Consider the following 13,799-nt stretch of genomic DNA (forward strand, 5'->3'; position numbering starts at 1 on the left):
CCGGCCCGACGGCGGCGATCGAAGACTTGTTGCGGGCGGCAGCGCATAGGTGCTCGCAACACATGACAGAACACCGTGCCACGGGAACATCGGGGCACTTCAGGGCGTTTTAGCCCGTACAGGGAGGCGGCATGACAGAGACGGCGAGCGGTCCGGCACGAGGTTCCCGAGCCAAGGGCGCCAAGGCCACCAAGGGGCTGCGTATCGAGCGCATCCACACCACTCCCGGCGTGCACCCGTACGACGAGGTCGAGTGGGCGCGCCGTGACGTCGTCATGACCAACTGGCGCGACGGCTCGGTCAATTTCGAGCAGCGTGGCGTCGAGTTCCCCGACTTCTGGTCGGTGAACGCGGTCAACATCGTCACCAGCAAGTACTTCCGTGGTGCCGTGGGCACCCCGCAGCGCGAGACCAGCCTCAAGCAGCTGATCGACCGCATCGTGAAGACGTACCGGAAGGCCGGTGAGGACTACAAGTACTTCGCCTCGCCCGCCGACGCCGAGATCTTCGAGCACGAGCTGGCGTACGCCCTCCTGCACCAGATCTTCAGCTTCAACAGCCCCGTCTGGTTCAACGTGGGCACACCCCAGCCCCAGCAGGTCTCCGCCTGCTTCATCCTGTCCGTCGACGACTCCATGGAGTCGATCCTCGACTGGTACAAGGAAGAGGGGATGATCTTCAAGGGCGGCTCCGGTGCCGGCCTGAACCTCTCCCGCATCCGCTCCTCCAAGGAACTGCTCTCCTCCGGCGGCAATGCCTCCGGTCCGGTCTCCTTCATGCGGGGTGCCGACGCCTCCGCAGGAACGATCAAGTCCGGCGGAGCCACCCGCAGGGCCGCCAAGATGGTCATCCTTGACGTCGACCACCCCGACATCGAGGACTTCATCGAGACCAAGGTGAAGGAGGAGGAGAAGATCCGCGCCCTGCGCGACGCGGGCTTCGACATGGACCTGGGCGGCGAGGACATCACGTCCGTCCAGTACCAGAACGCCAACAACTCGGTCCGCGTGAACGACGAGTTCATGAAGGCCGTCGAGCAGGGTGGAAAGTTCGGCCTCCGCGCGCGGATGACCGGCGAGGTCATCGAGGAGGTCGAGGCCAGGGACCTGTTCCGCAAGATGGCCGAGGCCGCCTGGGCCTGCGCCGACCCCGGCATCCAGTACGACGACACCATCAACCGCTGGCACACCTGCCCGGAGTCCGGCCGGATCAACGGCTCGAATCCCTGCAGCGAGTACATGCACCTGGACAACACGTCCTGCAACCTCGCCTCGCTGAACCTGATGAAGTTCCTGAAGGACGACGGCAAGGGCAACCAGTCGTTCGAGGTCGAGCGCTTCGCGAAGGTCGTCGAACTCGTCATCACCGCGATGGACATCTCCATCTGCTTCGCCGACTTCCCGACCCAGAAGATCGGCGAGAACACGCGCGCGTTCCGCCAGCTCGGCATCGGCTACGCCAACCTGGGCGCCCTGCTGATGGCCACCGGCCACGCCTACGACTCCGACGGCGGCCGTGCCCTCGCCGGTGCCATCACCTCCCTGATGACCGGCACGTCCTACCGCCGCTCCGCCGAACTCGCCGCGGTCGTCGGCCCGTACGACGGCTACGCCCGCAACGCCGACGCCCACAAGCGCGTCATGAAGCAGCACGCCGACGCCAACGGCACGGCCGTCCGCATGGACGACCTGGACACGCCGGTCTGGGCCGCCGCCACGGAGGCATGGCAGGACGTGGTGCGCCTCGGCGAGAAGAACGGCTTCCGCAACGCCCAGGCTTCCGTCATCGCGCCGACCGGCACCATCGGCCTCGCGATGTCCTGCGACACCACCGGCCTGGAGCCGGACCTCGCCCTGGTCAAGTTCAAGAAGCTGGTCGGCGGCGGCTCGATGCAGATCGTCAACGGCACCGTCCCGCAGGCCCTGCGCCGCCTGGGCTACCAGGAGGAGCAGATCGAGGCGATCGTCGCCCACATCGCCGAGCACGGCAACGTGCTCGACGCCCCCGGCCTCAAGCACGAGCACTACGAGGTGTTCGACTGCGCCATGGGCGAGCGGGCGATCTCCCCGATGGGCCACGTCCGCATGATGGCCGCGATCCAGCCGTGGATCTCCGGCGCCCTGTCCAAGACGGTCAACATGCCGGAGACGGCGACCGTCGAGGAGGTCGAGGAGATCTACTTCGAGGCGTGGAAGATGGGCGTGAAGGCCCTCGCGATCTACCGCGACAACTGCAAGGTCGGGCAGCCGCTCTCCGCCAAGAAGAAGGACGACGAGAAGAAGACCGAGGTCAAGGCCGAGGCGGCCCCCAAGGTCGAGAAGGTCGTCGAGTACCGTCCGGTTCGCAAGCGCCTCCCGAAGGGACGTCCCGGCATCACCACGTCGTTCACCGTCGGCGGCGCCGAGGGCTACATGACGGCCAATTCCTACCCGGACGACGGTCTCGGCGAGGTCTTCCTGAAGATGTCCAAGCAGGGCTCGACCCTCGCGGGCATGATGGACGCCTTCTCCATCGCCGTCTCCGTCGGCCTCCAGTACGGCGTGCCCCTGGAGACGTACGTCTCCAAGTTCACCAACATGCGCTTCGAACCGGCCGGCATGACCGACGACCCGGACGTGCGGATGGCGCAGTCGATCGTCGACTACATCTTCCGCCGTCTGGCCCTGGACTTCCTGCCCTTCGAGACGCGCTCCGCGCTCGGCATCCACTCCGCCGAGGAGCGCCAGCGCCACCTGGAGACCGGTTCCTACGAGCCGACCGAGGACGAAGTCGACGTGGAGGGCCTGGCCCAGTCCGCGCCGCGCCAGACCGACCTGAAGGCCGTGTCCACCCCGCAGGCCGACACCGCCGTGGTCAAGCCCGCCCCGAAGCAGGCGCACACCAGCGCCGAGCTGGTGGAGATGCAACTCGGCATCCAGGCCGACGCACCGCTGTGCTTCTCCTGCGGCACGAAGATGCAGCGAGCCGGTTCCTGCTACATCTGCGAGGGCTGCGGCTCGACCAGCGGTTGCAGCTGATCCCGTGAGAAGGGGGGGGCGCCGGCCTGTGGTCGGCGCCCCCCTTTTCGCTCGTGCGGCGGTCGGCGGCCTCGTACTCTCCAGCCATGACCGCGTCGACCTCAGCCGCTCGGCCGGGACGACGTTCTACGGGCTGCCGTCCTCCCCGGGCTGCCGTTCTAGCCGGGCTGACCGCCGGGTCCGCCGCGTAGGCCCATGACCCTGGAGAAGACGGCGGGATCGTCCTCGAAGCCGTGCACACCGGGACGGAAGTCCCAGCCGCCGGACTCGTCACGCACGAACTCCGCGAAGGTCGCCGCTGTCGCCCCGAGGACGGATGCGAAGTCGTCCTCGGCCAGGACGGTGTAGCCCTCCTGGATGCGCACCGCCGGATTCAGGACATTCACGAACCTCCGGTCCACAGGCCGCTGCTGGATGACGACACCGACCACCACGCGCGCGTACCGGCCGTCGAGCCGGTTGAGTTCGAGCGTCATGACCTCGTCCGAGCCGAAGCCCTTACCGTCCGCACTGTCCCGATTGAGGGAGATCGTCCCGTCGGGCGAGCGGCTGTCGAAATGCACCAGATAGGCCGGCGTGCCGTAGGGATCGTCCCTTTCGTACGTGGCCGCGATGAGGTCGAGATCGGCGGGTGGCTGTCCTACAGGGCTCGGATCCCACCGCAGCGCGATCTCGACCTTGCGGATGCCCTTGCTCAGGCCGTTCACCAGGATTCCCCTTCCGTCCCCCTCTGGGAACTTGCCAACTCCCCGGTAGCCAAGGTTCGTTGTCCATCGTGCCACGCTCCACGGACCTGTGCGCGGGTGATCTCCGGCGGAGCATGACCGGCGTCACGCCCCATGGCCTTACGATGGCGCGGTGCTGGTCAAGTGGATTCGCTGCACCGTGGTGGACCGCCGCGGGTTCGAGCGGGGGCAGCGAAAATGGGCGGGGCTTCTGGGGGAGCCGGGATTTCGTGGACAGGGCGGTGGCTGGAGTCGGCAGCGGCCCGGTGTGGCGCACATTTTCGCCTTCTGGGAGAGCCGCGCTTTCTACGACTCCTTCATGGCCCGCTCGCACGACCGGCTGTCGGCGGCCCAGGTGGGGACGTTCAAGGAAAGCCAGGTCAAGCTCTTCGAGTACCGCTTCGACGTGAAGACCGGCTTCGAACCGCGATTCGCGGACTCCGACCTGATCCGTTTCGCCCACTGCCGCGTCCACGAGGCACGAGTGGAGAACTTCACGCTGATGCAGGAGAAGGTCTGGAACCCCGCCATGGCCGGCTCGCCCGGCATGATCCGCGGCATGTTCGCCGAGGCACCTGAGCACGAGTTCCTGATCCTGTCGATGTGGCGCTCGGCTGCCGAGCACGGCAAGTACCGCACCGAGCGAGTGGAACGGCTGGCGCTTCGCGCCCAGACCGAAGCGGACATCTCGGCGCTCACGGGTGACATCGTGGAACTGGAGCCGACCTGGACGGTTTGACGACCGAGCGCGTGCGGCGCGTGGCCCTGAGTGGCCTGCGGTGCAGGATTCGTGTGACCTACGCCGTATGGAGCGCGTATGAGTGCTCGGCCGGACGTCACCCGATCTAGGGTTTTGGCATGGCACGACCACGGCGCATCGTCCTTGTCCGGCACGGCGAGTCGACGGGCAATGTCGATGACTCCGTCTACGAGCGGGAACCCGACCACGCCCTCGCTCTCACCGAGCGTGGCTGGCGGCAGGCAGAGGAGACGGGCAAGCGGCTCCGCGAAGTGTTCGGCCGGGAGCGGGTGAGCGTGTACGTCTCGCCGTACCGGCGTACCCATGAGACGCTCCGCGCCTTCCACCTCGACCCCGAGCTGATACGGGTGCGTGAGGAACCGCGCCTGCGCGAGCAGGACTGGGGGAACTGGCAGGACTGCGACGACGTCCGGCTCCAGAAGACCTACCGCGACGCGTACGGGCACTTCTTCTTCCGTTTCCCGCAGGGCGAGTCGGGTGCCGACGTCTACGACCGGGTCGGGGGCTTCCTGGAGAGCCTGTTCCGCAGCTTCGAAGCCCCCGATCACCCGCCCAACGTGCTCCTGGTGACCCACGGCCTGGCGATGCGGCTGTTCTGCATGCGCTGGTTCCACTGGACGGTCGCGGAATTCGAATCACTGTCGAACCCCGACAACGGGGAGATGCGCATGCTCGTTCTCGGGGACGACGGCAGGTACACGCTCGACCGGCCCTTCGAGCGCTGGCGGGATCCGCTGCCGAACTGGCTCACCGATTAGAGTGGCCCGGTGGTGACCGCTGATCCCTCTTCCCAGGGGCGTCTGGAGCGTGCCCTGGCCAGTCTGCGCGGCCTCGCGGTGGGGGACGCGCTCGGCTCCCAGTTCTTCGTCCCGGCGAACCACCCGCTGCTGAGCCGCCGCGAGTTGCCTCCCGGCCCCTGGCAGTGGACCGACGACACGGAGATGGCCTGCTCCGTGGTCGCCGTCCTCGCGGCTCACCGCCATATCGACCAGGACGTGCTCGCCCATTCCTTCGCCGCGCACCACGACTTCGACCGTGGTTACGGTCCGGCGGTCAACCGACTGCTGCGCCTCGTCCGCGAGGGCCACGACTGGCGTGAACTGGCCGCCGGGCTTTTCGACGGGCAGGGGTCCTGGGGCAATGGTGCCGCGATGCGTATCGCGCCCCTCGGCGCGTGGTACGCGGACGATCCGGAGCAGGCTGCCCGGCAGGCGGAGATCTCGGCGTACACGACACACCGGCACCGGGAAGCCGCCGCCGGGGCGATGGCCGTCGCCGCGGCCGCGGCGCTGGTCGCCGCGCCGGACGGCCCGCCCAGCGCTGAGGCGCTTCTCGACGGGGTCGTGGCACTGGTGCCGGAGAGCGCCGTGGCCGAGGGTCTGCGACGCGCCCGGGACATGCTGGACCAAGTCGACGCGGATGCCGTCGCCGCCGTCCTGGGGTGCGGGCGGCGCACGTCCGCTCATGACACCGTGCCCTTCGCCCTCTGGTCGGCGGCCCGGGCGCTCGGCGACTACGAGGCGGCGTTCTGGACGACTGCCCAGGTCGGCGGTGATGTGGACACCACCTGCGCCATCGTGGGCGGTGTGCTGGCGGCCGGCGGGGCCGGGAGACCGCCCGCCGAGTGGCTGAAGCGTGCGGAGTCGCTTCCGGGCTGGGCCGTGGCTGCCGGCTGACGACCGGGCGCCGCGTCGACTGGAACTCTGCGTAACTTGCGGGAACTCTGCGTGATCGTGGCGCGTTGTCCCGACATCGACTGCGTGACGTGTGGGCTGCGCGGACGCGGGGTTCAGTCAACGGCGAGGGGGGCTTGGAAATGGTGAACGGCGGGGTGTTGGTGATGGCGTTCGCCCTGCTGACGCCGGTTCCGCCGGTGCTGCTGGGCTTGCCGTGGATGCTGTTTCTGCCAGTGGTGCTGATCTTGCCAGGAGTACTGGTTCTGCCGGTGATGCTCGTTCGGCCGGTGATGCCGATCTCGTTTTCCTTCCGCACGACCACGGTGCGGACGGCCGAACCGTCGCCCTCGCCGTCCGTCCCCCGGGCTTGGTCCGGCCATCCGCGATCCTGTGGGCCGCCTTCCGCCTCAGCCGATCCCTGGGCCGGCGGCTCCGGAGAGGGCTTCGAGGTCGCTCTTACGGACCTTGATCACCAGCCAGGCGGTGGCCAGGGCGAGTACGGCCATCGCGGCCGCGGGTACGAAGGCGGTCGAGATGCCCTGCGCGAGCACCTCGTGGCCCCAAGGCGCCGGAAGTTGCTGTGTCTTGGCGAATTCGGCCTTCTGTGCAGGCGAGCCGTCGGCGAGGAATTTCGGCAGTTGCTTCGTCGCCTCGTCCTTGCTGGCCGAGCCGAAGACCGTGGTGAGGATGGACAGGCCGAGCGAACCGCCCACCTGCTGTGTGGCATTGAGCAGCCCGGACGCGGCGCCCGCTTCGTGCTGGGCGACGCCGGAGACGGCCGTGACCGTCACCGTCACGAAGTTCAGACCCATGCCGAAGCCGAAGATCACCAGCGGGCCCAGCACTCCACTGAGGTAGGAGCTGTCGGGGCTGATGAAGCTCTGCCAGACGAGCCCGACGACCACGAACGCCGAGCCCGTGATCATGAACGGCTTGGGGCCGAGCGAGGGAAGGAACCGCTGCGACAGACCGGCCCCGACGGCGATGGCGACCGTCACGGGGAGGAAGGCCAGCCCGGCCTTGATCGGGCTGTAGCCCAGCACGTTCTGCACGAACAGCACGATGTAGAAGAACATCCCGAACATCGCCGCGGCCAGGCTCAGCATGATCACATAGGTGCCGGAGCGGTTGCGGTCGGCGAACATCTTCAGCGGGGTGATCGGTTCCTTGGCCCGCATCTCGGTGAAGACGAAGGCCAGCAGCAGAACCACGGCCGCGCCGAACGACGCGAGGGTCAGACCGTCGCGCCAGCCGTCCTCCGAGGCCCGGATGAAGCCGTACACGAGAGAAGCCATGCCCAGGGTCGACGTCAGCGCGCCGGCGATGTCGAATCGTCCGGGGTGGCGTTCGGACTCGTTGATGAACCAAGGTGTGAGCGAGACGATCAGAAGGCCGATCGGCACGTTGACGAAGAGGACCCAGCGCCAGTCGAGCCAGTCGGTGAGCATGCCGCCGGCGAGCAGACCGATGGCACCTCCACCGGCGGACACGGCGGCGAAGACGCCGAACGCCCGGTTGCGTTCCGGCCCCTCGCGGAACGTGGTGGTGATCAGGGCCAGCGAGGTGGGCGAGGCGATGGCGCCGCCCACGCCCTGCAGTGCGCGCGCGGCGAGCAGTTGCCAGGGTTCCTGGGCGAGACCACCGAGCAGCGAGGCGAAGGTGAACAGCAGGATTCCGGCCATGAACGCCCGACGGCGGCCGAGTATGTCACCGGCTCGCGCTCCGAGCAGCAGCAGGCCGCCGAAGGTGAGCGTGTAGGCGCTGACCACCCAGGTGAGGTCGGTGGTGCTGAACTTGAGTGTGTCTTGAATGTGCGGGAGCGCGATGTTCACAATCGTCGCGTCGAGGACCACCATGAGTTGGCAGGCCGCGATGACGGTGAGCGCGATACCGGAATGCCCCTTCCGGCCGGTTGCTCCTGGTATGTCGTCCTGAATGAGCTGAGAGGTTGTCACTATGGGTCCCCCACGAAGGCATTAGTGAACGATCGCGTTCACTGTCGCGCCAACGGTAGTGAGTCCCCAACAGGGAACGCAAGCGTTCACTTAACTCTTCATCGCGCACCGGCGTCCCCCGTTGCTGCCGCGTAACGTCCGCCCTGTATCGGAATCCCCAACTCCCCTTGCTTGCTGGAGAAACCCAGATGGTTACCTCGCGCGAGACGGCCGCCCCCGCTCAGACGGCCACCCTCCGTCGGCGTGGCGCCGTACTCGAACGTGCGATCCTCGACGCCGCGCTGGAGCAGCTCAGCACCGTCGGCTGGAACGGCCTCACGATGGAGGGAGTCGCGGCCGGTGCCCAGACCGGCAAGGCCGCGGTCTATCGCCGCTGGCCGTCGAAGGAGGACCTTGTCGCGGACGCGCTGCGGAGCGGTCTGCCGAGTATCGAGGAGGCTCCCGACCTCGGGAGTGTGCGCGAGGACCTGCTGGCCCTGTGCCGTCAGGCCCGGCAGGCGATGTTCTCCCGTCCGGGTTTCGCACTCCGCGCGGTGATTCACGAATGCGACTCGATACAGGCCGAGCGCTTCCATGCCGTGATCGTCGAAGGCGTCGTGGAACCGATGATCAAGCTGCTGGCCAAGGTCGTCGGCCGGGGAATCGAGCGGGGCGAGGTGCACCCCGGCGCGGCGAACGGCTACGTCTACGACGTCATCCCGGCGATGATGATGTATCGCAACAAGATGTGCGCCAGCGAATGGGAGGACCCGGACATCGAAGAGATGATCGACCTGCTGATGCTGCCCTTGCTCCGGCCGAACGGGGTCTGACGTCGAGGCGAGTCGGCGTTCCGGCCGGAGGGGCGGGCCGGGGTGTCGCGCGGGGATCCGAGCGGCGTACGCTAAGGGCGCCATGCCGTACGAACCGCCTACTCACACCGTCGAGCGCTCCCTCCGCGCCACGACCGGAGCGAAGGTCATTGCCGGTGTCGACGAGGTAGGGCGCGGCGCTTGGGCCGGACCCGTCACCGTCTGTGCGGCCGTCACCGGCCTTCGTCGGCCCCCCGACGGTCTCACCGACTCCAAGCTGCTCACCATCAGGCGGCGCACCGAGATGGCCGAGGTGCTACGGACGTGGGTGACGTCCTATGCTCTCGGACACTCCTCACCGGAGGAGATCGACGAACTCGGGATGACGGCGGCGCTGCGGCTCGCGGCTGTGCGCGCGCTGGGGGCGCTTCCCATCCGTCCCGACGCGGTGATCCTGGACGGGAAACATGACTACCTGGGCGCACCCTGGAGGGTACGTACGGTGATCAAGGGTGACCGCTCCTGCGTGGCCGTGGCGGCGGCCTCGGTGATCGCCAAGGTCCAGCGCGACAAAATGATGGCCGAACTGGGTATCGACCATGCAGACTTCGGTTTTGCGGACAACGCCGGGTATCCGTCTCCCGTGCACAAGGCCGCACTGGAGGAGCGGGGCCCCACCCCGCACCATCGGTTGTCGTGGGCGTATCTTGATGCGCTGCCCCAGTGGCGGCATCTCAAGAAGGTCCGCAGTTGGGCGGATGGAAGCGTTCCGGAGATCGAGGGTCAGCTCGGCTTCGATTTCTGACGATCCCACTCGCACTGTTGTGCCACCCGGTCACGCGAGCCGTACCAACGTTTGATAAATATCAGCTCATGCCTCTCATTCCCGAGGAGCCTCAGATTCACGAGAGTGCCCAGGGTCCCCGCGCCACGCCGGCCAGCGGCCGCAACGCGCCGACCCCCCGTCCCGTACCCGGCCCCCGCCCCGCGGCTCCGTCCCGCCCCGGTCGCCCAGGCCCTGTCCGGCCCGCGCCGCCGGTGCAACGTACGCCGCGTGACGTAGCCCCCGCCAAGCCGCTCCCTTCGGGGCCGGCCGCTTCCGACGCCCCCGTGGCGAGTCCGCAGATCCAGTTGATCCCAGCCTCCGCCGAGGGAGCACTGGACGCCGCCGACGAGGCGCTGGACATGCTCCTTGAGTCGGGTCGTGCCCCCGGTGACGTGCTGGTGATCACCACCGGTCGGCCGCACCCGTGGGCCGAGCATGAACTGTCCTTCGGCGACGCCTCCTACTGGGCGCAGCATGATGCGGGCGACGACGTCTTCTATGCGGACGCCGCCGTCGCCTCCCGTGCCGCGTCCCGTCCGGTGGTCGTGGTCGCGGTCAACGGTGGCCCCGCCACCGCTGCCGCCACCGCCCTCCCGCTGGCCCACGCCCGGGCCGGTGCCCTGCTGATCTGCTGTGGTGACCCGCAGCAGATCAACTCGGTGCTGGGCACGGTCGTCTGAGCCGCGTCCGGATCTCTGCCGGACGTCCGGGACGGCTGATGGGCCGTTGTGGCGGCACACGCACGGTGCTGCTTTTGGCATGCCCGGAAACCGGTGGCCGCCATTCCCCCAGGCGCGTCACGGCGGCACTCGCGCGATGATCTGCGGTGGTCCGGGGGTACCGCTCCACCGCGGACCTCGTGGGCGTCGGTCGGACGGGTAGGCGCCGGGGTGGGACAGTCCCGAGGACGCCGAGGCGAGCCGGGAACCCGGGTTTGAGGACGATACCGCTCAGCGGGCCGCCGCGCGGCGCATTACCTCAGAGACGGCGCCACCGGTGCGGGGCGACGGGGGAGGGGCGTCCGCGGTGGCGAAAGGTTCCGGCGCCGAGTCCATATTCGGGCGGCGTCCGCCGCGGCCCTCCCTCAGTACCTGCCAGCCGTCGTGGGTCAGCGTGATGTACGCGCCGCACCGCAGCCCATGGAGAGTGCAGGCGTCACGCAGTCCCCACATCCAGGCGCCGTCCTCCTCCGTCCAACGTGCATCGCCCTCACGGCAGTAGAGCAGTACCGCGGTGCGTACGGGCGTGCGGCGCCGCAGGTCGTGCGGAATGACCCGGCGCAACTGGGCCAGCAGGACATTGCGGAACATCCAGCCGTCCGCAGGGGCCGGGCGGCGGGTGAACGAGGCGCTTGCCAGCAGCCTTTCCTCAGGGTCCAGCACGCCGACGACCGCGGTCATGGCCTTGGGCCGGTGCCGGGTGTGCAGCCCGCTCACGACCTCGCGGGGGTTGCGCAGCAGCGGGATCCCCGCGGCGGCCCACTCGGCGGGTTCGAGCAGACGGCTGGCGGAAGCAGCGGACGTGGATGTGGACAACGGTGCCGCCGAGGACGGAGCGAATCCGAAGGTCACGTTCCTCCCTTCGGCTACGCGCCCACACTGCGGGCGAGGTCGGATTCAGGGGGTGCGCACCGCAGCAAGCCCAACCGGAACACGGACGAGCCGTGCGGGGAGCGGACTTCAATTCTTCCTGTCGAACTGGGATGCGGCAACGAGCAATTGGGGCCACCGACCGTTATCCAGCGGTCTGTGGCTTATATCCCTACCCAGAGCGCCCTCCGGCGACTCGTGGGGTGTGCGAGTACGAGTTTTTTCGGGCGCCGGGGGACCGGGAGCGCCGGCATGCGGTGCGACACGGCGGGCGATCAGTTCTGGACGGCCAGGACCAGCGGCAGTACTCCCTGTGCTCCCGCCTTTCTGAGCGAGCGGGCCGCGACCGCAAGGGTCCAGCCGGTCTCTGTGTAGTCGTCCACGAGCAGGACGGGACCGCTCGCCGGCGCAAGCGCGGACGCCAGGGCGGGAGGCACCGCCAGCACGCCGTCCAGGGCGTGCAGACGCTGCGCGCTGTTGCTGCGCGACAGCCGCGGGGCCTCCCCGACGTACTCCAGTGATCCCAGCAGCGGCAAGCGGCCGATCTCCGCGATCCGTGCGCCCAGGGAGTGGATCAGCTTCGGCCGGGTGCGGGAGGCCAGGGTGACCACGCCGACCGGCCGCGGCTGCGCGTCGGAGGCACCCGGGGCCCAGCCGCCGGGGCCCTTCGCCCAGTCGGCCAGCACCTCCACCACGGCTCTCGCCACATCGTCCTGCACGGGCGCGTCCGCTGCCCCCGGCGCGAGCATCGGCCGCAACCTATTGCCCCAGCCGATGTCCGACAGACGCCCCAACGCGCGCCCCGGCGCCGCCTGTTCCCCGGCAGGGATCCGCCCCTTGAGATCGATGCCGATGGCCGGCAGCCCCGTCGGCCACATGCGCCTGGGCTCGACCTCGACGCCCGCGCGCCCCAGATCGATGCGCGCGGCGTCCAGCGCGGTCCCGGAGGTGTCCGCCGAGAACCGGGCCCCCGCGCAGTTGTCACAGCGTCCGCACGGTTTCGCTCCCTCATCGTCCAGTTGCCGCTGCAGGAACTCCATCCGGCAGCCCGTGGCGGCGACGTACTCGCGCATGGCCTGCTGCTCCGCCTTCCGCTGGCGGGACACCCAGTCGTACCGCTCGGTTTCGTAGGTCCACGGCTGCCCGGTGGCGATCCAGCCGCCCCTGACCCGCTTGACCGCCCCGTCCACGTCGAGGACCTTCAGCATGGTCTCCAGGCGCGAGCGCCGCAGCTCCACCAGGGGCTCCAGGGCGGGCAGCGACATCGCGCGGTCCGCCTCGGCGAGGACGGCGAGCGTGCGGCGCACCAGTTCCTCCGGCGGGAAGGCCAGCGAGGCGAAGTACTCCCAGATCGCCTCGTCCTCCCGCCCCGGCAGGAGAAGCACCTCGGCGTGCGCCACGCCGCGGCCTGCGCGGCCCACCTGCTGGTAGTAGGCGATGGGGGAGGAGGGCGAGCCGAGGTGCACCACAAACCCGAGGTCGGGTTTGTCGAAGCCCATGCCGAGCGCGGAGGTCGCGACCAGCGCTTTGACGCGGTTGGCGAGCAGATCCTCCTCGGCTTGCTGCCGCTCGGCGTTCTCCGTCTTCCCTGTGTAGGAGGCGACGGCGTGACCGCGCTGCCGCAGAAAGGCGGTGACCTCCTCGGCGGCGGCCACGGTCAGCGTGTAGACGATGCCCGAACCCGGTAGGTCGTCGAGGTGGTCGGCGAGCCAGGCCATGCGGTGCGCGGCGTCCGGCAGCCGGAGCACGCCCAGGCTCAGGCTGTCCCGGTCCAGGGGGCCGCGCAGCACCAGCGCGTCCGACGAGCCTCCGGTGCCCAACTGCTCCGCGACATCGGCGGTCACGCGGGCGTTGGCCGTGGCGGTGGTGGCCAGCACGGGCACAGCCGGCGGGAGGCCGCTGAGCATGGTGCGCAGTCGCCGGTAGTCGGGCCGGAAGTCATGGCCCCAGTCGGAGATGCAGTGGGCCTCGTCCACGACGAGCAGTCCTGTCGCGGCGGCCAGTTTGGGCAGGACCTGGTCGCGGAAGTCCGGGTTGTTGAGGCGTTCCGGACTGACCAGCAGGACATCGACGTCGCCCGACGCGATCTCCGCCTGGATGCCGTCCCACTCCTCGGTGTTCGAGGAGTTGATGGTCCGGGCGCGGATTCCGGCGCGCGCCGCGGCCTCCACCTGGTTGCGCATCAGCGCGAGGAGCGGCGAGACGATCACGGTGGGACCGCTGCCCTGGGCCCGCAGCAGTGAGGTCGCCACGAAATAGACCGCGGACTTGCCCCATCCCGTGCGTTGGACGACCAGGGCTCTGCGGTGGTCGGCGACCAGTGCCTCGATCGCCCGCCACTGGTCCTCGCGCAGCCGTGCCGCGCCCGTGGTGTCCCCGACCAGCCGGGCGAGGACGGCGTCGGCCTGCGCACGGAGATCCGTGTTGCTCGTGTGCTCCATGCGTTCCATACAACAGGAC

The 13,799-nt window shown here is 68.9% G+C and carries 11 protein-coding genes; 7 read left to right on the plus strand and 4 right to left on the minus strand.

All coding sequences use genetic code 11. The features are described 5' to 3' along the window. Positions 1 to 131: 131 nt before the first annotated feature. Complete coding sequence (locus ACFC09_RS30805) at positions 132 to 3,017, plus strand: vitamin B12-dependent ribonucleotide reductase (protein ID WP_376533622.1); 2,886 nt, start codon at positions 132 to 134, stop codon at positions 3,015 to 3,017. Positions 3,018 to 3,175: 158 nt separating this feature from the next. On the opposite strand, the gene ACFC09_RS30810 is transcribed toward ACFC09_RS30805, so the two are convergent. Then, positions 3,176 to 3,724: a TerD family protein gene (locus ACFC09_RS30810; protein ID WP_376533623.1), complete on the minus strand. Its 549-nt coding sequence runs from the start codon at positions 3,722 to 3,724 to the stop codon at positions 3,176 to 3,178. A 151-nt stretch (positions 3,725 to 3,875) separates the two neighbouring features. Here ACFC09_RS30810 and ACFC09_RS30815 point away from each other — a divergent pair, with 151 nt between their 5' ends. From ACFC09_RS30815 to ACFC09_RS30825, 3 genes are all read left to right on the plus strand, one after another. Then, the gene (locus tag ACFC09_RS30815) at positions 3,876 to 4,481 is read left to right on the plus strand and encodes a YdbC family protein (protein ID WP_376533624.1); all 606 of its coding nucleotides are present in this window, start codon (positions 3,876 to 3,878) and stop codon (positions 4,479 to 4,481) included. 119 nt (positions 4,482 to 4,600) lie between these two features. Then, the gene (locus ACFC09_RS30820; protein ID WP_376533625.1) at positions 4,601 to 5,260 is read left to right on the plus strand and encodes a histidine phosphatase family protein; all 660 of its coding nucleotides are present in this window, start codon (positions 4,601 to 4,603) and stop codon (positions 5,258 to 5,260) included. A gap of 12 nt (positions 5,261 to 5,272) precedes the next feature. Continuing rightward, positions 5,273 to 6,178 carry an ADP-ribosylglycohydrolase family protein gene (locus ACFC09_RS30825; RefSeq protein WP_376533643.1) on the plus strand — a complete coding sequence of 302 codons (906 nt, stop codon included), beginning with the start codon at positions 5,273 to 5,275 and terminating at the stop codon, positions 6,176 to 6,178. 407 nt (positions 6,179 to 6,585) lie between these two features. On the opposite strand, the gene ACFC09_RS30830 is transcribed toward ACFC09_RS30825, so the two are convergent. Continuing rightward, a complete protein-coding gene (locus ACFC09_RS30830) occupies positions 6,586 to 8,133 on the minus strand; it encodes an MFS transporter (RefSeq protein WP_376533626.1) in 1,548 nt (515 codons plus the stop codon). Between the two features lie 188 nt (positions 8,134 to 8,321). Here ACFC09_RS30830 and ACFC09_RS30835 point away from each other — a divergent pair, with 188 nt between their 5' ends. The 3 genes from ACFC09_RS30835 to ACFC09_RS30845 all read left to right on the plus strand — a co-directional run bounded on the left by ACFC09_RS30835 (position 8,322) and on the right by ACFC09_RS30845 (position 10,430). Then, complete coding sequence (locus tag ACFC09_RS30835) at positions 8,322 to 8,945, plus strand: TetR/AcrR family transcriptional regulator (protein WP_376533627.1); 624 nt, start codon at positions 8,322 to 8,324, stop codon at positions 8,943 to 8,945. 82 nt (positions 8,946 to 9,027) lie between these two features. After that, positions 9,028 to 9,729, plus strand: a complete 702-nt coding sequence (locus ACFC09_RS30840; RefSeq protein ID WP_376533628.1) for a ribonuclease HII — start codon at positions 9,028 to 9,030, stop codon at positions 9,727 to 9,729. A gap of 68 nt (positions 9,730 to 9,797) precedes the next feature. Beyond that, a complete protein-coding gene (locus tag ACFC09_RS30845; protein ID WP_376533629.1) occupies positions 9,798 to 10,430 on the plus strand; it encodes a hypothetical protein in 633 nt (210 codons plus the stop codon). Between the two features lie 270 nt (positions 10,431 to 10,700). On the opposite strand, the gene ACFC09_RS30850 is transcribed toward ACFC09_RS30845, so the two are convergent. Beyond that, positions 10,701 to 11,321: a hypothetical protein gene (locus tag ACFC09_RS30850; protein ID WP_376533630.1), complete on the minus strand. Its 621-nt coding sequence runs from the start codon at positions 11,319 to 11,321 to the stop codon at positions 10,701 to 10,703. A gap of 293 nt (positions 11,322 to 11,614) precedes the next feature. Beyond that, positions 11,615 to 13,780 carry a RecQ family ATP-dependent DNA helicase gene (locus ACFC09_RS30855; protein ID WP_376533631.1) on the minus strand — a complete coding sequence of 722 codons (2,166 nt, stop codon included), beginning with the start codon at positions 13,778 to 13,780 and terminating at the stop codon, positions 11,615 to 11,617. Positions 13,781 to 13,799: the final 19 nt, after the last annotated feature.

The organism is Streptomyces sp. NPDC056161 (assembly GCF_042268025.1).
Taxonomy (GTDB): Bacteria; Actinomycetota; Actinomycetes; order Streptomycetales; family Streptomycetaceae; genus Streptomyces.

What these genes read in the sequence shown, in the direction of transcription:
- ACFC09_RS30845 (WP_376533629.1), top strand. Translation starts at nt 9,798, where the DNA reads ATGCCTCTCATTCCCGAGGAGCCTCAGATTCACGAGAGTGCCCAGGGT.
- ACFC09_RS30855 (WP_376533631.1), bottom strand. Translation starts at nt 13,780, where the DNA reads ATGGAGCACACGAGCAACACGGATCTCCGTGCGCAGGCCGACGCCGTC.
- ACFC09_RS30805 (WP_376533622.1), top strand. Translation starts at nt 132, where the DNA reads ATGACAGAGACGGCGAGCGGTCCGGCACGAGGTTCCCGAGCCAAGGGC.
- ACFC09_RS30835 (WP_376533627.1), top strand. Translation starts at nt 8,322, where the DNA reads ATGGTTACCTCGCGCGAGACGGCCGCCCCCGCTCAGACGGCCACCCTC.
- ACFC09_RS30840 (WP_376533628.1), top strand. Translation starts at nt 9,028, where the DNA reads ATGCCGTACGAACCGCCTACTCACACCGTCGAGCGCTCCCTCCGCGCC.
- ACFC09_RS30820 (WP_376533625.1), top strand. Translation starts at nt 4,601, where the DNA reads ATGGCACGACCACGGCGCATCGTCCTTGTCCGGCACGGCGAGTCGACG.